This window comes from Vibrio sp. 10N.222.47.A9, assembly GCF_963872585.1.
In the GTDB taxonomy this organism is placed as follows: Bacteria; Pseudomonadota; Gammaproteobacteria; order Enterobacterales; family Vibrionaceae; genus Vibrio; species Vibrio splendidus.
Map to the genome: position 1 here is coordinate 1 of NZ_CAWNBB010000078.1, position 20,655 is coordinate 20,655.

The following is a 20,655-nucleotide window of genomic DNA, read 5'->3' on the forward strand; positions in this document are numbered from 1 at the left end:
GTTTGTTACCGAAGTAACTGCCATTCCTAAGAATGACGTTTTGATATTCATCAACGAGTGCCCACACAGATTGATAGGTTTAAATTGTTAAAGAGCTTCACTTGTTGAGCGTTCCTTTTAAGTAAGGAGCCTCTCGAAGTGGACGGCCATTCTAGCGAATTAACATTCAGTGTCAAACACTTTTTGAAAATTAATTTTTTGTCGCTTTCCGTCTGACTGATTGTTGCTGAAGCCTTGTGGCGTCTGCCGTCTCAGTGGTGTCGCATTATAGGGAACCCACTCAGCTTAGCAACTACTTTTTCATAAAAAATGAATAAATAGGGGTTAACTGCCTAATAGTTCACCTAAACAGAAAAAAGAGAACATTTCTGCTCTCTTTTCGCTCAAAATCCAAAAGAATTCTTAGATAAATGCGTAAGCATCTGCGTACATATGGTCACGCTTTGCTTCTTTATTCTGAGTAAACATGTCTCTTGCAGCGCCTGCCATTTCGAAACGACCCGCAATGTAGATATCGAAATCAGCTAATGATTCGAAACTTTGCGTGATTGCTTCTAATACATTACCCGTTTGACCGTTCCAAACTTCAGGTGCTTCTTCTACTACTGGTACAAAATGCACATTGCTGTGTTTTGCTGCAATGTCGACAAGCTCTTCTTTCGCATACAGCTGACACTCATCTTTTGCACCCCAGTATAGATGAATCTCTTTTTTACTGTTCTGCGCGATGCAGTGATCGAGAATAGAGCGCACGTAGCTAAAGCCAGTACCACCAGCAATTAGTAACAGAGGACGATCGCTTTCTTCTTTAACCCACGCATCACCGTGCGGAGCATCAATAGCTATATCGCCATCTTCAGCTTGCGCTTTCTTCATTGCCTCAACGACTTCTGAAGCGTAAGCATTGTGCTCAGCTGCACCAATGTGTAACTCAAGCTCGCCTTCATGGCGACAAGGGCTGCTTGCAATCGAAAATGGACGCTTATCTTTCTCGCCCATTTCAACCATCAGATATTGGCCCGCTTTAAAAGCGACCGGTGTTTCTGGGTGAAGTAGGATTTGATAAGTATTACAAGCCAAAGGCTCGATAGACTTCACTTTACATTTAATAGTCATGTTCTTCCTCTTACTAACCCTTAATCGGCAAAGGTTAGAACTAAATTACTTTCTGCAAATGCTTGGCAAGCAAAAATCCAGCCTTGTTGCTGCTCTTTCTCTGTGAGCATGGGTTCAAGATGGTAACTCACTTGCCCTTCTAATTTTCTGCACATACACATCGCGCATGCGCCGACTTGGCAACGGTTTGGGAAATAGATATCGCTGTTGAGCGCAGCATCCAAGACCGTTTGCCCTTTTTCTACGGTAAAACTGATGTTTTCTGGGTATAAGACTACTTGGTAGCTCATGAAATTCCTAGCTGTTCCCAGATGCTATCAATCTTTTTAACAACATCAGGATCTTTTGTGATTGGAACACCCCACTCACGCAGGCATTCGCCTTCCCACTTATTGGTCGCATCTAGACCCATTTTTGAGTGTCCTGTTTCATTCTGTAGGAACAACGTATCTCTAGCCGGATCCATTCTTGTGGTCACCGCCCAAATAATGTCATTCCAATCACTCACGTTGACATCGCTGTCACACACGATAACAAACTTGTTCTCATCAAATTGAGACCAAACCGCTTCCATGATTTTCTTACCATTACCTGCAGCTTGCTTATCAATAGACACCACAACCATGTTGGCATTATCGTTTTGCAGGTGAATATCAATAATTTCAGGTTGAGTCTTGGTTAACTCAGCTAAGCTGCCCTCTATATGTTCACTATTTACAGGTGCTGATTCGACATCTGGCGATAGTGCTAACTCGGCCTCCCACTTCTTAGTGATGTCTAAGCCCATCTTAGAACCTAACCCAACCACAGGTGATGCAAAATCCAATGAATCGATTGGCGTGTGCTCTATCATCAAGCTATCGCGTGACGGATCCATATGTTCACACATAGCAGCGGTCACTTGAGACCAGTCTCGTGCATTCACATCTTCATCGCACACCAATACAAACTTGGTGTACATGAATTGGCGTAAGAAAGACCATACCCCCATCATCACTCGCTTGGCGTGACCTGGGTATTGCTTCTTCATGGTCACTACTGCCATTCGGTATGAACAACCTTCAGGCGGTAGATAGAAATCTTCAATCTCTGGGAACTGCTTTTGAAGAATAGGAACAAACACTTCATTTAACGCAACACCCAATACCGCAGGCTCATCAGGTGGACGGCCAGTATAGGTGCTGTGATAGATAGGGTTTTCGCGCATGGTTACATGAGTAATAGTGAACACATGGTGCTTTTCTTTCTCGTTGTAGTAACCAGTATGATCTCCGTAAGGCCCTTCGTCCGCGAACTCATTCGGGTCGATGTAACCTTCCATCACGATTTCCGCACTTGCAGGAACGTCTAAATCATTGCTGATTGATTTAACAACCTCAGTTTTACTACCGCGTAGTAAGCCTGCAAACGCGTATTCCGATAAAGTATCCGGCACTGGCGTAACCGCACCAAGAATGGTGGCAGGGTCTGCTCCAAACGCTACAGAAACTGGGAATGGTTTACCTGGGTTAGTTTCCATCCAATCACGCAGATCAAGCGCTCCGCCACGGTGGGCTAACCAACGCATAATGACTTTATTCTTGCCGATTTTTTGCTGGCGATAGATGCCTAAGTTTTGGCGTTTCTTATTAGGACCGCGAGTAACCGTTAATCCCCATGTTAGCAATGGCGCAACATCGTCGGCCCAACAGCTCATCACGGGGATTTTATCTAGGTCGACGTCATCACCCTGCCATATCACTTGTTGGCATGCCGCTTTACGAAGACGTTTAGCTGGCATATTTAAGACTTGCTTAAACACCGGCAGTTTATCAAGAGCATCTTTAAAGCCTTTTGGTGGCTCAGGTTCCTTTAGGTAAGCTAACAACTTACCCACTTCACGCAGTTCTTTCACTTCCTGACGACCCATACCAATAGCCACACGATTAGGTGTACCAAATAGATTGGTTAAAACAGGCATGTCATAGCCTATTGGATTTTCAAATAAAAGAGCCGGGCCACCAGCACGTAGAGTACGGTCGCTAATCTCGGTCATTTCATAGTCTGGATCGACTGGGTGAGAAATGCGTTTCAACTGACCAATACTTTCAAGATGGTCGATAAAATCACGTAAATCTTTAAAACTCATAGGACTTCTACAGGCTGATTATTCTGCGCTCAGTATATCAAAAAGGGTGACGCTGAGATCCCCCTTTTTAGTGTGGTTATTGAGAGGCAAAATCCACTTCACGGTAATGCTTGCTCGATCAAAGAGCTCTTCACCTGAGGGTTATCATTGACAAGATCTTGCAACCATCGCGTATGACCTTGTTTGGCTAATTCACGGGCTACTAATGGCGCTTCATCGGCAATCGCCATCCTAGAGACAAGAAACTCCTTCACCTCTTCTGATAGCGGGTTAACCTTGGTAAGCAAAGTAATCGCTTCATCTTTCAAACGAGGGTTCTTAGTCGCAGCCATTACTTGTTCAAGTGCGAACGCTTGTTTGGTTTCAGCAAGGCGGACTAGCTCAGCTTGGCTATGATAATCGGCCTTCATTCGCCATAGAATCTTGTAGACCTCTGGGTCTTCGCTCACTTGCGCTAATCGAACCACCACCTCAGTAGAAGGTAGCCAGCTAACAATCGAGGAGGCCGTGAGTTGCTTAGTCAGATAATCAACCGCTTCAGGAGACAAACTGTCTAGCTCTCTGATTAACAATGCTTCTCGTGTTTGAACTTGATGCTCAGATCCAGATAACCACTCTTTTAGGTCGAGTTCTTGTTTCTCTGCATCTAACACAAACACCAGCGTCTTCTGGTCTTGGCGCCACTGTTTGATGAGCCGGTTGGCAATCGAAGGGTAATTAAAGGCAGGTACCGTAAACTCATAACCATCTCCACGCTCTAAAACTTGGTAAGTTGGCGTGATAGCGAGTTGCTGCTCAATGAAGATAGACATCTTGGGGGTGAGGACAATTTTTTGCTGTTCGAGCTTCTTCAAGAGTTGGTAACGAGCCACTTCTTGTTGGGGAAATGTCAGACGCTCAAGCGCGAAGCGCAGCGAATTAACTTCGTCACGTACGACAAATTCGAGTAATTCAGCAGTTTTCAGTTTTACTTGATCATTCTCAAGCCAAGACTCTACTGTAAGTGGAGACATCTCGGTGGCATAGCTCATACCGACCGGGGAAAGTAACAGTGAAGTAGACAGGAGTAATGATGACAACAGTCCATGTTGCATTTTAACTTCCTTTTAACACTTTTGCTCATTCTGCAAGCTGTCGCTATAAAATGCAAATAAAAAGCGCCACCCGAAGGCAGCGCTTTTTAATAACTATCAGCTAATCAAGACTACTGACGACGCATTGCGTCAAAGAACTCATCGTTCGTTTTAGTCATTGCTAACTTGTCGATAAGGAATTCCATTGCATCAGTTTCGCCCATAGGGTGAACAATCTTACGCAGGATCCACATCTTCTGTAGTTCATCAGGCTTAGTAAGAAGCTCTTCACGACGAGTACCAGAGCGGTTGAAATCAATCGCTGGGAATACGCGCTTTTCAGCAATCTTACGGTTAAGGTGCAGTTCCATGTTACCTGTACCTTTGAATTCTTCGTAGATTACTTCATCCATCTTAGAACCAGTATCAACCAGTGCAGTTGCGATGATAGTTAAGCTACCGCCTTCTTCTACGTTACGTGCCGCACCGAAGAAACGCTTTGGACGATGTAGAGCATTCGCATCAACACCACCAGTAAGAACTTTACCTGATGAAGGAATCACAGTGTTGTAAGCACGAGCTAGACGAGTGATTGAGTCCAGTAGGATAACCACATCTTTCTTGTGTTCAACAAGACGCTTCGCCTTCTCGATTACCATTTCTGCTACTTGTACGTGGCGAGATGCTGGCTCATCGAAAGTCGATGCGATTACTTCGCCTTTAACTAGGCGCTGCATTTCTGTTACTTCTTCTGGACGCTCATCGATAAGTAGAACCATTAGTTCACACTCAGGATGGTTGCGTGCAATGCTTTGTGCAATATTTTGCAGAAGCATTGTTTTACCTGCTTTAGGCGGAGCAACAATCAGACCACGCTGGCCTTTACCTATAGGTGAAGCAAGGTCAAGAATTCGAGCTGTGATATCTTCAGTCGCACCATTACCCGCTTCCATCACCATACGTTCGTTGGCGTGAAGAGGAGTCAGGTTTTCAAAAAGGATTTTGTTACGAGCGTTGTCTGGCTTGTCGTAGTTAACCGTGTTTACTTTAAGCAGTGCAAAGTAGCGTTCGCCATCTTTAGGTGGACGGATTTTACCGCCAATCGAGTCACCGGTGCGAAGGTTAAAACGACGAATCTGGCTTGGTGATACGTAAATATCATCTGGCCCAGCAAGGTACGAACTGTCGCCGCTACGCAGGAAACCAAAACCGTCTTGAAGAATTTCTAGAACACCATCACCAAAGATGTCTTCACCACTTTTTGCATGCGCTTTAAGGATGGAGAAGATAATGTCTTGTTTTCTTAGGCGAGCTTGATTTTCAAGACCTAGGCTTTCGCTAAGTTTAACAAGTTCAGACACAGGTCTGTTCTTCAGTTCAGTAAGATTCATAGTGGTGGAAGTTTGTTTAGTCAAAATAGGATCTGTTTTCTTAAGTTAAGAAGGAGTTGGTCACAGGATCGACCAAGAAGAGAAATTCGTTCAATTAACGTGCGATAAATTAGCACTAAAACTAAGACTAGTCCATAGCTTAGAAAAAACAAAACCGCGCATTTGTTAACTGCGCGGTTTCTTTTCAAAGGCTCACCTAATTAAAGGTTAGCGTCTAGGAACTCTTTAAGTTGAGTTTTAGACAATGCACCAACTTTAGTTGCTGCTACGCCGCCATCTTTGAAAAGAAGCAGCGTTGGAATACCACGAATACCAAATTTTGGTGGAGTTCCAGCATTTTGGTCGATATTTAATTTACCGATTGTGAGCTTGCCTTCGTACTCGTTTGCGATTTCATCAAGAATCGGCGCAATCATTTTACATGGACCACACCATTCTGCCCAAAAATCAACAAGAACAGGGCCTGCAGCATTGATTACATCGTTATCAAAACCGTCATCAGTTAGCTGCAAAATCTTATCACTCATCTTCCACTCCAATGTATTTTTTAGAACTGGTTGGATGATAACCAGTAAATAGATGCCCTATTGGAATGTATTTACTTTCGTATTGCAAGCTTAAGCTGATATTCTATAGCAATGAAAAAGACGCATATCACAGAGCAAAAGTTCGCCGACTTGGATTTACTTCCTCAAGTCATTGAAGGATTGGAGAAAAAAGGGTTCGATTATTGTACCCCTATCCAAGCCTTGGCGCTCCCGGTACTGCTCACCGGCCAAGACATTGCAGGCCAGGCCCAAACGGGTACTGGTAAAACGCTTGCGTTTCTAACTGCTACTTTTAACCACCTGCTAAAAACACCTGAGCATGAAGGGCGTAAGCCTAACCAGCCACGTGCAATTATTATGGCACCAACACGTGAACTCGCGATTCAGATCTACAACGATGCTGACTCTCTGGTTGAAAGCACGGGTATCAAAGCAGCACTCGCTTACGGTGGCGAAAGCTACGACAAGCAGCTAGGTAAGATCGAAGAAGGCGCAGATATCTTAATTGGTACTACTGGCCGTATCATCGATTTCTACAAGCAAAAGGTATTTAACCTTAACCACATTCAAGCGGTTGTGCTTGATGAAGCCGATCGTATGTTTGATCTGGGCTTTATTAAAGACATTCGCTTCTTGTTCCGCCGTATGCCTGAGCCAAAAGATCGCCTGAACATGCTGTTCTCTGCGACGCTGTCTTACCGCGTACAAGAGCTAGCGTTCGAGCACATGCACAACCCAGAGCACGTGGTTGTTGAGCCTGAGCGTAAAACAGGTCACCGCATTCAAGAAGAGCTGTTCTACCCTTCTAACGAACATAAGATGGCTCTTCTACAAACGTTAATCGAAGAAGAATGGCCAGATCGCGCAATCATCTTCGCTAACACGAAGCACAAATGTGAATCAGTTTGGGGCCACTTGGCTGCCGATGGTCACCGTGTAGGCCTGCTAACTGGCGATGTTCCTCAGAAGAAACGTGAAAAAATTCTTGAGCAGTTCACCAAAGGTGATGTTGACCTTCTTGTCGCAACTGATGTTGCAGCTCGTGGCCTACACATTCCTCAAGTAACACACGTATTCAACTTCGACCTACCTGATGATTGTGAAGATTACGTTCACCGTATCGGTCGTACAGGTCGTGCTGGTGAAAGCGGTCACTCGATCAGCTTTGCTTGTGAAGATTACGCAATCAACTTGCCACCAATCGAAGAATACATTGAGCATGCTATCCCAATGTCTGACTACGATGCTTCTGCACTACTAGAAGATCTGCCAGCACCGATGCGCTTACGTACACGTAACCCGCAACAACGCCGCTCAAACAACAATGGCCCACGCAACGGTAACCGTAAACCAAACCAGAACCGTCGCCCACGCCAACCGCGTCATAACAAGGAAGCTTAGTCGCTTATGAGTCAAACAGTGTCACCCCCGCTTTATGCTGCAATCGACCTCGGGTCGAACAGTTTTCATATGCTCGTTGTGCGTCACATCGATGGCAGCGTACAAACCATGGCTAAGATTAAGCGTAAAGTGCGTTTAGCAGCAGGCTTAAATGAAAATAATGCGCTTAGTACAGAAGCTATGCAGCGCGGTTGGGACTGTTTGAGTCTCTTTGCAGAGCGACTGCAAGATATTCCGAAAGAAAATATCCGCATTGTGGGTACAGCGACCCTACGTACCGCTATCAATGTGGATATATTTCTAGAGAAAGCGAACCAGATCCTTGGTTACGACATCAATGTTATCTCTGGTGAAGAAGAAGCTGCGACTATCTATAAAGGCGTAGCACACACTTCTGGTGGCAGCGGCCGCCGACTGGTCGTTGATATTGGTGGCGCAAGCACCGAAATGATCATAGGTGAAGGCTTCTCAGCGAAAGCACTAACTAGCCTGAAGATGGGCTGTGTTACCTGGCTTGAGCGTCACTTTAAAGATCGCCAATTAACCGCAACCAACTTTAACAACGCCATTGAAGCGGCTAAGTCTACGTTGGCTCCTATTCTTGATAGCTACACTGATATCGGATGGGATGTGTGTGTTGGTGCCAGTGGTACCGTTCAAGCACTGCAAGAAATCATGTTGGCGCAAGGCATGGATGAAGTCATTACTCATGCCAAACTTAAGCGTCTACAGAAACAAGCTATGATTACCGAGCGCTTGGAAGAGCTAGAAATAGAAGGATTGACCCTAGAGCGTGCATTAGTGTTCCCAAGTGGCCTTTCTATTCTTATCGCTATTTTTGAGCTACTTGAAATTGATTCAATGACACTCGCAGGCGGTGCACTCCGTGAAGGCCTAGCCTACGAGATGGTGGATGAACTTCGCCAAGAAGATATTCGTGCGCGTACCATCAAGAGCGTGCAATCACGTTACCAAATGGACGTAAGCTACGGTGAACAAGTTGCTGTCGTTGCACAAACTCTGTTAGAGCAAGCAGGCGCCGAAACATGGGTTTCAGAACCACAAGCTGGCGTGCTATTGCAAACCGCAGCTAAGCTTCATGAGATTGGTTTAACCATCGATTTCAAAAAAGGTGGCGAGCACAGCGCTTACCTACTGCAGAACTTAGACCTGCCTGGCTTTACTCGAGCGCAAAAGCACTACTTGGGTGAGTTAACACGTCGCGACCGTGAACAGTTAACCTCATTGCCAGAGCAACATGCAATCTCAGGCACCAGCAGCAAGCGTATTTTACGAATTCTGCGTTTAGCTATTTTGCTGACCCACCGTCGCAATCCAGCGCTAGAGCCTGAGTTTAAGCTTGCAACCGATGGTAACAACCTGACCTTAACGCTTTCTAAGCAATGGCTAGCAGACAACCCGCTGACCGCTGCTGAGCTAGAGATCGAGTCGAATAGACAAACCGATATTGGCTGGCCATTGAATATTGAATGCCTCTGATATTAGTATCTGACGCTAGAAATTAAAAAAGCCCAAGTTAGTAGCCTAACTTGGGCTTTTTCTTATCGCTGCATTAATGCTTTGTGTTACAAATCTCAAACTTAAGCGTTAACACCTGTCGCTTTAAAATCAGGGTTCACTGCGGTTAACTTCTTAACCACGTAATTAAGAAGCACACCGTACATAGGTACGAACAAACCTAAGCTAATGATGAGTTTGAATCCGTAATCAACCAACGCAATCTCAGTCCAGTGCTCAGCCATGAATGGATCTGGGCTTTGGTAGAAGGCAATCGCAAAGAACGCGATGGTATCAATGGCATTACCAAAAAGTGTCGAACACGTTGGCGCAACCCACCATTGCTTCATTTGGCGTAAGCGGTTGAACACATGCACATCCAAGATCTGACCGAGCAAATAAGCCATGAAGCTTGCCGCTGCGATGCGTGCAACAAACAGGTTGAACTCGCCTAGTTGGCTAAAGCCTTGGAATGAACCTTCAAAGAACACCACAGACAATAAATAAGAAACGGCCAGTGCAGGCAACATCACTAAGAAAATGATTTTACGAGCAAGCTGCGCGCCAAAAATGCGTACTGTGAGATCGGTCGCTAGGAAGATAAACGGGAAAGTGAAAGCACCCCAAGTGGTGTGCATACCGAAGACGGTAAAAGGTAGCTGAACCAAATAGTTGCTTGACGCAATAATGACCAAATGGAACAAAACTAATAGTGCTAGGGCTTTGCGCTGTTGCGCAGGGGTAAAGTTACTCATGCTGTACCTTTTTAGTTTGGTTTGGGGGTGAGGGAACCCAAATCGAGTCATTTCTTCGAATAATCCAAGAAAGCTCTTACCAATAATGTGAATTAAAAATGTTTCTATAATTTGCTCTATTGAGCGGCGGGCGATTATACATTAATCAATATTGGCTGCAATGGTGAGAACAAACGCAAACGTTTATCCTAACTTTTATTGATGAATGACGCTAGAAGCTCTGTTTTAAAAGCTAAGTTTTTAAAAGCAATGCTAAAAATCAAAAACCACGCTTGAAGTTAAAAACCGCGCTTAAAAAGGGTCGCGAGATAATCAAACTCTTCTCGGCTTTCTTCAGCGTTTAACGACTCAAACCAAATTGATTCACTGTAATGCTCAGACTTTAAGAACATTCGACAATCTTCAAAATCAATCAACCAAGAGTGCATATCGGCGTCCCATTGCTTTTCAACAACTGACGCTGACAGCAATGCCACCAGCTTTTCACCTAACACTTCGTAAGAATCAAAATCAAAACTCGGAGACGTAATCAATAAACGCCCTTCCTCAGCCAAATACTCTCTTAAGCCAAATTCTGTTGGTGTTGTCATGTCCCTATCAACCTTATTCTTTTTCTATGAGCTAATCGTTTTTATAAGCTAAACACTTCTGAAAACTAGCAATTAGCCGTGTGTGGTGATGTGTTCTTGAATCAAATCTAAGAATGGATCAGCGTACTTATCGAGTTTGCGTTGACCGACACCATTCACTGCTAACATCTCGCCATAAGATGTGGGTAGGATTTCAGCCATATCAATCAGCGTCGCGTCACTGAATACCACATAAGGTGGTAAGCCATCTTCATCTGCAATCGACTTACGCAGCTTTCGCAGTTTCGCAAACAGCTTCTTATCGTAATTCTTGCTACTGAGTTTATCAGACTTAGCATTACGCACCGCGGTATCTAAACGAGGTACAGCCAGCTCCAAAGACATCTCTCCGCGCAGTAACGGACGGGCTTCTTCTGTTAACTGTAATGTCGAGTTACGAGTAATGTTCTGGAACAGCAAGCCTTTGTGAATCAACTGACGGAAGATACTTATCCAGTAATCGTGGCTATGGTCGCGGCCAATGCCGTAGGTAGACAATTTATCGTGGCCATTATCACGAACACGGATGTTCTGCATGCCACGCATCACTTCCACCACGTAGCCCATACCAAACGACTGATTTACACGGTACACACAAGACAATGCCTTCTGCGCTTCTTTAGTCGCATCAAAATGCTTAGGTGGATCGAGGCAGATATCGCAGTTGCCACATTGCTTCTCGCGATATTCGCCAAAATAGTTCAATAGAACCTGACGACGACAGGTTTGCGCTTCGGCAAAGGCACTCATCGCGTTCAACTTGTGCATCTCAACTTGTTTCTGTGGGCCTTCTTCTTTCTCATCCAGCATGCGACGCAGCCAACCCATATCAGCCGGGTCAAACAGCATCATCGCTTCAGCAGGTAAACCATCACGACCCGCACGGCCAGTCTCTTGATAGTAAGATTCGATATTGCGTGGAATATCAAAGTGCACCACAAAGCGCACGTTGGGTTTATTGATACCCATACCGAAGGCCACAGTCGCTACCACGATCTGAATATCATCACGTTGGAAAGCTTCTTGAACGTAAGCACGTTCGTCGGTATCCATGCCAGCATGGTAACCCGCAGCGCGAATACCGTTATTGCACAGCTTCTCGGTCACCATCTCCACTTTCTTGCGACTACCACAGTAGATGATGCCGCAATTGCCTTTCTGTGTTTCTAGGTAGCGAACCACCTGTGACACGGGCTTATGCTTCTCAACCAAGTTGTAACGAATATTAGGGCGATCGAAGCTACCTAAATGCGTATGCGGATCCACCAACTGCAAACGCGAGATAATATCTTTGCGCGTTGCATCATCAGCGGTTGCCGTTAGCGCCATATAAGGCACATGCGGAAAATACTGTTTAAGCTGGCCTAATGATGCATATTCAGGGCGGAAATCGTGTCCCCACTGAGAGATACAGTGCGCTTCATCGACCGCAATCATCGAAAGCGGTAAGCCTTGTAGACGCTCGATAAAGTCACGCATCAACACGCGCTCTGGCGAGACATACACCATTTTCAACTGACCTGAGTTCATACGATTAAAGACCGAGATCAGGTTCTCTCGCGGCATCGACGAGTTAATGCACTCTGCCGCGACACCGTTGGCTTTCAACTGATCAACCTGGTCTTTCATCAACGAAATCAGCGGTGAGATAACCAGAGTCAGCCCTTCACGAACCAAAGCCGGGATTTGGTAACACAGAGATTTACCGCCACCGGTTGGCATAATCACCAAGCTGTCTTTGCCCTCAACGGCCAAATCAATGACCTCTTGCTGACCATCGCGAAAGCTTTGATAGCCGAACACATCTTGCAAGATGGTTTGCGCATCATTCGCGGGAGTTGGTATTTGCTCAGCAATCAGAGTGGCGGTCATTATGGTTCCTAATCGAGGTATGAAATCAGCAAGCATCTTCGGCAAGCAAGTCGCACATTGTAGAGGGGAACGCTGGCGAATTAAACCGCAAATTGTTAGGTGAAAAGGGTTATCGCTCCTATACTGACCAACTCTCTTATAAATCTTATTAATAAGCACTCAGTGCTAGAGAAAGATGCATGACACAGGAAGAACAACAACGTACGCGCCAGGGAGTTTTGCTTGCCGTCGGCGCCTACACCATGTGGGGGATCGCCCCTATATATTTCAAATCTTTAAGTGACGTTTCCCCGTTAGAGATCCTTAGCCACCGTGTAGTATGGTCCTTTTTCCTACTCGCTTTCTTACTGCACATTGGCCGCAGCTGGCGTAAAGTCCGCGACACCCTGACCTCGAAACCAAAAATGCTCTATTTGGTGGCGACGTCTATTTTGGTGGGCGCTAACTGGCTTATTTTTATTTGGGCGGTGAATTCCAATCACATGCTTGATGCCAGCTTGGGGTATTACATCAACCCACTGATTAACGTGTTGCTCGGGATGCTCTTCCTCGGCGAACGCTTACGTAAGCTGCAATGGTTTGCAGTGGCTCTTGCTGCGATTGGCGTATTAATCCAATTAATTGCCTTCGGTTCAGTGCCGATCGTCGCCATTGCCCTAGCCTTTAGCTTCGGTTTTTATGGCTTACTGCGTAAAAAGGTGAGCTTAGAAGCGCAAACAGGTTTGTTCATTGAGACTCTGGTTATGTTGCCTCTCGCAGCAACGTACCTACTGTTTATTGCTGATAGCCCAACCTCGGACTTCTCAATGAACCCGATGCAACTCAATCTATTATTGGTTGCGGCTGGTGTTATTACCACCATTCCACTGCTGTGCTTTACTGGCGCTGCAACACGCTTGAAGCTATCGACCCTCGGCTTCTTCCAGTACATTGGACCAAGCTTAATGTTCTTGTTAGCGGTGCTGATTTATGGCGAAGCGTTTACCAGTGACAAAGCGATTACCTTCGCCTTTATTTGGGGAGCGTTGGTGATATTCAGCTTTGACGGTCTGCGTAACAACAGAAAGAACAAACGCGCTAAGCAGTAACACTGATCGTTTTTTACAAGACAATCCCTTAATACGAAGATAAGCTTGGTTGAATTGATGACTATTTAACCAAGCTTTTTTGTACCATGGATAAAGTCCACTACTACTCTACCCCAACAGAAGATATCAGCCTGATCCAAGCTCAATACCAAGAGTTTGCTTTTCAGCGCCACTATCATTTGGACTTTCACATTGGTTTAATTACCCAAGGACAACAGAAATTCGTCTATAAAGGGACGAGCCATAATGTTGGTGCTGGCCAAGTTGTTATCATGCCACCCGATGAGCTGCATGATGGGCACTCCAAACTCGATTCGGGTTATCAAGTCAGTGTGTTTGCAGTTTCTCCCCAATGGTTTCAAGATCTTGCCGATCCCAAGCAAAATGGTCACACATTAGGCTTTTCTGAGTTGATCCTCTCCGATCAAGCTGCATTTTCACAATTGCGCAACTTACACGGCCTATTAATCCATCAAAACATCAGCCAGCTCGCTCAAGATTGCTTACCTTTCGAAGGGTTCTCGACGATTGTCGATCGTTATGCGAAATTTGGATCGAAGAGTGACATCAAACTGGGTAATCAATCGATTGATACGCTAAAAGACTATTTAATGGCGAATTTGGATCAACCAGTGCGATTAGAACAATTGTCTGAGTTGTGTGGTTTAACCACGACTCAATTCCAACGCCATTTTAAAAACAGAATGGGCATTACGCCTTATGCATGGCTGAGCCGTTTACGTATGGAACAGAGCATGCGTCTGATTAAGTCTGGGATATGTGGTACCAAGGTCGCGCACCAAGTAGGCTTCTATGATCAAGCACACTTCTCTAAGGCTTTCAAAACCACGTTCGGCGTCCCACCGTCACAAATCAACTAAGTGTTGATAATTTACAATTGCTCGATTTCAAATCGCGGTAAGCTACGCTCAATACGATTACTTATTTAAAAATAGCGGCAACGTTATTGAGAACTGACGATGAACGAAGTCACCATACTGATCACCCTAGCCTCTATTCACTTCATCGCTTTGATGAGCCCCGGCCCTGATTTTGCGTTAGTCGTGCAAAATGCGACGCGTCACGGACGACAGACAGGCTTGTACATTGCGCTTGGTTTATCTTGCGGGATCTTGCTGCACTCATTGCTGAGCCTGGCGGGAATCAGTTACCTAGTCCACCAACAACCGACATTATTTGCCATTATCCAACTAGCCGGCGGTAGCTACTTACTGTACTTAGGTTACGGAGCACTTAAAGCAACCTGGCAAATCATTCAGAACCACGATGATGATGCCGATATCGTCAATTCCAACGATCTGATTCTGACCAATAAGCGTCAGGCATTTTCGAAAGGGTTTGCGACCAATATTCTCAACCCAAAGGCTTTGGTGTTCTTTATCAGCTTGATGTCGAGCCTAGTGCCTGCCGACATGTCTCTATCAGGTAAAGGCTTTGCGCTTATCATCCTATTTGGTCTGTCTCTGTTTTGGTTCTCACTACTGGCGTGGATGCTTTCGACTAAGGCATTGCAAAAGAAACTCAGCGAAGCAACGGTATACATCGATGGCTTATGTGGCGTGGTATTCAGCCTTATTGGCGTGAGTATTCTTTGGCAGTCGCTGTCCGGTTTAATCGCTTAAATTCGAATCAAGATTACAATTCGTTAACAACACTCTGGCTATCTCATCTTTCCACTGCCAATCTAGCTCTGCATATTAAAAGGAGAAGATCATGCAGTGGAAAACAAAACTAACAACCCTCGCCACTTCTACCCTACTTTTTGCCTCTCACGTCAGTTGGGCAAATCAAGCTGCCGATTCCGTCGCACCCGAACAAAGTAGTGGTTTAGAAACCAAACAGCTCGTTAAAGCCAACGATTGGATGGTCACCGCGGCCAACCCTCTTGCCACACAAGCCGGTGCTGATGTACTTGCTCGTGGTGGTAACGCGATAGACGCCATGGTTGCTGTGCAGCTTATGCTTGGCTTAGTGGAACCTCAGTCTTCAGGTATTGGGGGCGGCGCGTTCCTTGTTTATTTTGATGGCAAGGACAAGCAACTCAAAACCTACGATGGCCGTGAAACTGCACCACTTGATGCCACACCACGTCTATTCCAAGACGAAAACGGACAACCGCTTAAATTCTATGATGCCGTGGTTGGCGGTCGTTCTGTTGGCACGCCAGGCACGGTGCAATTGCTGTGGGACACTCACCAGAAGTACGGCAAGCTCGAATGGGCATCACTGATTAAGCCTATTGCTCAGCTGGCTGAAGAAGGTTTTACTATTAGTCCACGTTTAGCCACCTTGATTGAAAATGACCAACAGCGACTAAGCCGCTTTGCCACTACCAAAGCCTACTTCTTCAATGCTGATGGCAGCCCGAAAGCCGCTGGCACGCAACTTAAGAACCCTGAATACGCGGCAACGTTAAACGCTATCTCGAAGGATGGTGCTAAAGCCTTCTACCAAGGTAAGATCTCTGCCGACATTATCAATACCGTGCAAACCGCGAAAGGTAACCCGGGCGTATTAGCACAGAAAGACTTCGACGCTTATTCGATTAAGCAGCGCGAGCCGGTTTGTTCCGCTTATGAGAGCTACCAAGTGTGCGGAATGGGTCCACCAAGTTCAGGTGCATTAACGGTTGGGCAGATCTTAGCGATGACCGAGCAGTTTGACCTCAAATCATGGGGACCAAACGACGCGAAATCTTGGCAAGTGTTAGCAGATGCTTCTCGCCTAGCCTTTGCAGACCGTGGTATGTACATGGCGGATCAAGATTATGTGCCAATGCCTACCCAAGGGTTAGTGAATACTGACTATTTGCAGGAACGTGCTCAGTTAATTACCGCAGGTAAGGCATTGGCAAGCGCATCTTCAGGCACACCGCCGTGGGATCACGCGATGCAGAGAAGCCAAGATGTTTCTATTGAATTGCCGTCCACCAGCCACTTCAATATTGTAGATAGCGATGGCAATGTCGTGTCGATGACCACCACCATTGAGAATGCCTTTGGCTCACGCTTGATGGTAAGGGGTTTCCTACTCAACAACGAACTGACGGATTTCTCATTCAAGACCCATAACGATGGTAAGCCTATCGCCAACCGACTTGAACCGGGTAAGCGTCCACGTTCTTCAATGGCACCGACCATCATCATGCAAGGCGATAAACCTTACATGGCGATTGGCTCTCCCGGTGGCAGCCGTATCATAGGTTATGTAGCACAAGCGATCATTGCGCATACCCAATGGGACATGGATATTCAGCAAGCCATCAACCAACCGCACTTCCTAAACCGCTTCGGTACTTTAGATTTGGAAAAAGGAACATCGGCGGAAAACTTCAAACCTGAGCTAGAAAAGATGGGATTTGAGGTCAACGTTCGCGATCTTAACTCTGGTTTACACGCGATTCGCATCACAAAAGATGGTTTAGAAGGTGCTGCAGACCCTCGTCGTGAAGGTGCAGCCATTGGTCAGTAGGGAATAATCCTCCCTTTTTACTCGCTACCTTGTGCGAGATCTCTCACAAGGCAGTGAGTAAATATCGATATTTGATGACGAAATTAGTCACCTAGATTCCCTAACCAATTGAAATAAAACGATATGTATATTTATCATTCAAATAATTATATAGAAATTCGCTTATGCACCATTGCTGATAAATAAGGAATCGGTAATATGAATGGTGTCGGAAGGATGCTGACACGGAACAGGAAACGCCAAGGACTTGGTTATCTTCAGGATGAAGATTCGATTACTCAGGATGAATAATCGGCATGGATAGCGAAATGGACATTGAATGGACGCAATAGTAACTAGGATGGTTGCTACTAAGGAAAGACAATGGACACCTCTGGACGAGGAAAGGACTGAACATCAGGATGATGTAAAGGACACCGCTCAAGGAACAAGTGACGCGCGCTAACGAGGATTGTTGGCAGATCAGGATAAGATCAAGGACACCGCTAGGAAGGCGACGAAAGGAATACGCTGAAGGATAACAGCACACTATCATGGATTTGATGCATGGAGCACACTTAGTAGCCGGATTGCTGCGAGTAAGACTATAGACCCCGATGAGCGCAAGCTCTCGGGGTTTTTCTTTATCTGTCGTTTCACTTATTCTTCTCTCAAACAAATAAATCAAAGACCTTTAATTACAATTCTGACATTTAAAGCATTCACTTCTTAACCACTTCCGAGTAACGTAAGTCTTACTAGGCTCAACTAGTTTCATAACCATAATTAAACTAAGGACAAATTCATGTCACACGTTACCTTCAAAGGCGCTGCTGTACCACTAACAGGCACATTCCCACAAACTGGCGAACAAGCACCAAGCTTTGCACTGACTGCAGGCGACCTTTCTGAACTGACTCTTGCTTCTCTTGAAGGCAAGAAAGTGGTTCTAAACATCTTCCCAAGCATCGACACAGCAACTTGTGCAACGAGCGTACGTACGTTCAACGCAAAAGCAGCAGAACTTGAGAACACGGTTGTTGTTTGTATTTCGGCTGACCTACCGTTTGCCGCTGGCCGTTTCTGCGAACTAGAAGGCATTGAAGGCGTTCAACACGCTTCAACTTTCCGTTCTCCTGCATTCGCATCAGACTACGGCGTGGCGATTGCTGAAGGCCCACTAGCAAGCCTAACAACACGTGCAGTTGTCGTTGTTGATGAAAAAGGTGTGGTAACACACAGCGAGTTAGTTGCAGAGATCACTGAAGAACCAAACTACGAAGCGGCACTTGCAGCACTGTAAGTCTCACTTTGAGGCAACAATGTCTTCAGCTCATATTAACCTAATTTAGGTCGGTATCGAGCAATAAAAAAAGAGCAGCCATTGGCTGCTCTTTCTGTTTTTTATACGGATTACTTTTCAATGCTGAATAGTTTCAGATATCGAACTGTTTTCTACATGCTGAAGTAGCAGATTACAACTGTTCTAAACGAGCATAAGCCGTTACTAACCACTTGATGCCTTCACCGTTAAACGCGACTTGAACTCGACTCTGCGGGCCACTTCCCTCGAAGTTGATGATAGTGCCTTCACCAAACTTAGGGTGCTTAACGCGAGAACCCAAACTAAAACCTGTTTCGTTAAAGTTCTCTTTCACGGCGGTTTGGCTAAAGCGGCCACTGCTTGCAGGACGGCTCACTTGCGCTTTCATACGAACCTCATCCAGACAGGTCTCTGGTAGTTCACGAATAAAGCGTGACGGTTTGTGGTACTTATCCTGACCGTACAAACGACGCATCTCAGCGTAAGTGATGTAAAGCTTCTCCATCGCACGCGTCATGCCTACGTAACACAGGCGACGCTCTTCTTCTAAGCGCCCTGCTTCTTCTGCAGACATCTGACTTGGGAACATACCTTCTTCAACGCCAACCATGAATACCATTGGGAACTCTAGGCCTTTGGCGCTGTGCAAAGTCATTAACTGAACCGCATCATCAAACTCATCAGCTTGGCCTTCGCCCGCTTCCAAAGCCGCATGAGTTAAGAATGCTGTTAGCATGCTCATTTCATCCGCTTCTTCTGGTTTTTCAAACTGACGCGTTGCCGTAACTAATTCTTCCAAGTTCTCAATACGTGCCTTCGACTTCTCGCCTTTCTCTTGCTCGTACATCGCAAACAAGCCCGACGATTTGATCACGTGGTCGGTTTGCTCATGAAGCCTCAGTTCTATCGTGTCATCTTCAAGCGCATTGATAAGCTCGATAAAGCGGCTCAATGCACCCGCAGCACGGCCTGGGAGCACTTGCTCTTCTATCAGAGCAATACTGGCTTGCCACATGGTTGCACCACGGTCACGCGCCGCAAGGCGAATCGTTTCTAACGTTTTATCGCCCAAGCCACGCGTTGGTGTATTGACGACACGTTCGAATGCCGCATCATTGCTGCGGTTACTCATTAAGCGCAGGTAGCTCAAGGCATCTCTGATTTCTTGACGCTCGAAGAATCGCATACCGCCATAGATTCGGTAAGGTAGACCACCTTGAATCAAAGCTTCTTCAAGAACACGCGATTGGGCGTTATTACGATACAGCATCGCGGTATCCTCTAGCGCACCGCCTTTCTCTTGCCACTCTTTGATTTTGCTGACCGTGAAACGCGCTTCATCGAGCTCGTTATAAGCCGAGTAAACAGAGATTGGCTCACCATCGTTGCCATCGGTCCAAAGCTCTTTACCCATACGTTCGGTGTTGTTCGAGATAAGCTCGTTCGACGCCTGCAGAATGGTTTTGGTTGAACGGTAGTTCTGTTCGAGTCGAACCGTTGAAGCACCTGGGAATTCATCCAAGAACTTCTGAATATTTTCAATCTTGGCACCACGCCAGCCATAGATAGATTGGTCATCATCACCCACGATCATCACGCGACAATCTGGGCCCGCCATCATACGTAACCAAGCGTATTGGATGTTGTTGGTATCTTGAAATTCGTCGACAAGGATATGCTTGAAGCGGGCTTGGTAGTGCTCTCGGATGTGTTTCTTATCGCGCAATAGTTCATGCGATCTCAACAAGATTTCCGCAAAGTCGACCAAGCCAGCACGATCACATGCTTCTTGGTAAGCAGAGTAAATTTTTAACCACGTTTGAGTTATTGGATCATGGTAGGCGTCGATGTGATTTGGGCGTAATCCCTCGTCTTTCTTGCCATTGATCCACCAAGAAGCTTGCTTAGCAGGCCACTGCTTTTCATCAAGGTTTTGCGCCTTGATTAAACGACGTAGCAAACGAATCTGATCATCTGAATCAATGATCTGGAAATCTTCTGGCAGTTTTGCATCGAGGTAGTGAGCACGAAGGATGCGGTGACAAATACCGTGGAAGGTACCGTTCCACATGCCTGACGAGCTACCCATCATCAACTCTTCAATACGACCACGCATCTCTGCTGCCGCTTTGTTGGTGAAGGTAACCGACATGATAGAGAACGGCGATGCTTGCTCTACGCTTTGCAGCCAAGCGATGCGATGCACCAACACTCGCGTTTTACCACTGCCAGCACCTGCCAGAATAAGTAGGTTTTCTAAAGGTGCTGCGACCGCCTCACGTTGTTTATCGTTTAGGCCATCGAGTAAAAGCGAAGGATCTATCATTGGATATGCTCACTA

Annotated in this window: 17 protein-coding genes; 7 read left to right on the forward strand and 10 right to left on the reverse strand. The window is 45.9% G+C overall.

The window, feature by feature from the left end; all coding sequences use genetic code 11:
• Nucleotides 1–402 precede the first annotated feature (402 nt).
• The 6 genes from fre to trxA all read right to left on the reverse strand — a co-directional run bounded on the left by fre (nt 403) and on the right by trxA (nt 6,235).
• Nucleotides 403–1,116, reverse strand: a complete 714-nt coding sequence (gene fre, locus AACT19_RS22595; protein WP_004736628.1) for an NAD(P)H-flavin reductase — start codon at nt 1,114–1,116, stop codon at nt 403–405.
• 20 nt (nt 1,117–1,136) lie between these two features.
• Nucleotides 1,137–1,406, reverse strand: a complete 270-nt coding sequence (locus AACT19_RS22600) for a 2Fe-2S iron-sulfur cluster-binding protein (protein WP_017081534.1) — start codon at nt 1,404–1,406, stop codon at nt 1,137–1,139.
• Nucleotides 1,403–3,244 carry a 4-hydroxy-3-polyprenylbenzoate decarboxylase gene (gene ubiD / locus AACT19_RS22605; protein WP_076648898.1) on the reverse strand — a complete coding sequence of 614 codons (1,842 nt, stop codon included), beginning with the start codon at nt 3,242–3,244 and terminating at the stop codon, nt 1,403–1,405. The genes AACT19_RS22600 and ubiD overlap by 4 nt, the downstream gene beginning before the upstream one ends.
• Nucleotides 3,245–3,342: 98 nt before the next feature.
• Nucleotides 3,343–4,338, reverse strand: a complete 996-nt coding sequence (locus AACT19_RS22610) for a hypothetical protein (protein WP_076648900.1) — start codon at nt 4,336–4,338, stop codon at nt 3,343–3,345.
• A 110-nt stretch (nt 4,339–4,448) separates the two neighbouring features.
• Nucleotides 4,449–5,708: a transcription termination factor Rho gene (gene rho, locus AACT19_RS22615; protein WP_004736633.1), complete on the reverse strand. Its 1,260-nt coding sequence runs from the start codon at nt 5,706–5,708 to the stop codon at nt 4,449–4,451.
• Nucleotides 5,709–5,908: 200 nt separating this feature from the next.
• Entirely contained in the window at nt 5,909–6,235 is a 327-nt protein-coding gene (gene trxA / locus AACT19_RS22620; protein ID WP_004736635.1) for a thioredoxin TrxA, read from the reverse strand.
• Nucleotides 6,236–6,346: 111 nt separating this feature from the next.
• Here trxA and rhlB point away from each other — a divergent pair, with 111 nt between their 5' ends.
• Nucleotides 6,347–7,657: an ATP-dependent RNA helicase RhlB gene (rhlB, locus tag AACT19_RS22625; RefSeq protein ID WP_004736636.1), complete on the forward strand. Its 1,311-nt coding sequence runs from the start codon at nt 6,347–6,349 to the stop codon at nt 7,655–7,657.
• 6 nt (nt 7,658–7,663) lie between these two features.
• Nucleotides 7,664–9,157: a guanosine-5'-triphosphate,3'-diphosphate diphosphatase gene (gene gppA, locus AACT19_RS22630; protein ID WP_076648902.1), complete on the forward strand. Its 1,494-nt coding sequence runs from the start codon at nt 7,664–7,666 to the stop codon at nt 9,155–9,157.
• A gap of 101 nt (nt 9,158–9,258) precedes the next feature.
• Here the strand turns inward: gppA and AACT19_RS22635 are convergent, their stop codons facing one another.
• From AACT19_RS22635 to recQ, 3 genes are all read right to left on the reverse strand, one after another.
• Nucleotides 9,259–9,930: a 7-cyano-7-deazaguanine/7-aminomethyl-7-deazaguanine transporter gene (locus AACT19_RS22635; RefSeq protein ID WP_004736638.1), complete on the reverse strand. Its 672-nt coding sequence runs from the start codon at nt 9,928–9,930 to the stop codon at nt 9,259–9,261.
• 278 nt (nt 9,931–10,208) lie between these two features.
• On the reverse strand, nt 10,209–10,520 hold the full coding sequence (locus AACT19_RS22640) for a DUF3630 family protein (protein WP_009848192.1): 312 nt from the start codon (nt 10,518–10,520) through the stop codon (nt 10,209–10,211).
• A gap of 72 nt (nt 10,521–10,592) precedes the next feature.
• A complete protein-coding gene (gene recQ, locus AACT19_RS22645) occupies nt 10,593–12,431 on the reverse strand; it encodes an ATP-dependent DNA helicase RecQ (protein WP_004736641.1) in 1,839 nt (612 codons plus the stop codon).
• Between the two features lie 179 nt (nt 12,432–12,610).
• Here recQ and rarD point away from each other — a divergent pair, with 179 nt between their 5' ends.
• From rarD to tpx, 5 genes are all read left to right on the forward strand, one after another.
• On the forward strand, nt 12,611–13,519 hold the full coding sequence (rarD, locus tag AACT19_RS22650) for an EamA family transporter RarD (protein WP_009848190.1): 909 nt from the start codon (nt 12,611–12,613) through the stop codon (nt 13,517–13,519).
• Between the two features lie 86 nt (nt 13,520–13,605).
• Entirely contained in the window at nt 13,606–14,400 is a 795-nt protein-coding gene (locus AACT19_RS22655; protein WP_017081539.1) for a helix-turn-helix transcriptional regulator, read from the forward strand.
• A 99-nt stretch (nt 14,401–14,499) separates the two neighbouring features.
• A complete protein-coding gene (locus AACT19_RS22660; protein WP_076648904.1) occupies nt 14,500–15,162 on the forward strand; it encodes a LysE family translocator in 663 nt (220 codons plus the stop codon).
• Nucleotides 15,163–15,253: 91 nt separating this feature from the next.
• Complete coding sequence (gene ggt / locus AACT19_RS22665) at nt 15,254–17,011, forward strand: gamma-glutamyltransferase (RefSeq protein ID WP_076648906.1); 1,758 nt, start codon at nt 15,254–15,256, stop codon at nt 17,009–17,011.
• A gap of 784 nt (nt 17,012–17,795) precedes the next feature.
• Nucleotides 17,796–18,293 carry a thiol peroxidase gene (tpx, locus tag AACT19_RS22670; protein ID WP_004736648.1) on the forward strand — a complete coding sequence of 166 codons (498 nt, stop codon included), beginning with the start codon at nt 17,796–17,798 and terminating at the stop codon, nt 18,291–18,293.
• A 172-nt stretch (nt 18,294–18,465) separates the two neighbouring features.
• On the opposite strand, the gene uvrD is transcribed toward tpx, so the two are convergent.
• Nucleotides 18,466–20,640 (reverse strand): DNA helicase II, encoded by a 2,175-nt coding sequence (uvrD, locus tag AACT19_RS22675; RefSeq protein ID WP_017077758.1) that lies wholly within the window; start codon nt 20,638–20,640, stop codon nt 18,466–18,468.
• Nucleotides 20,641–20,655: the final 15 nt, after the last annotated feature.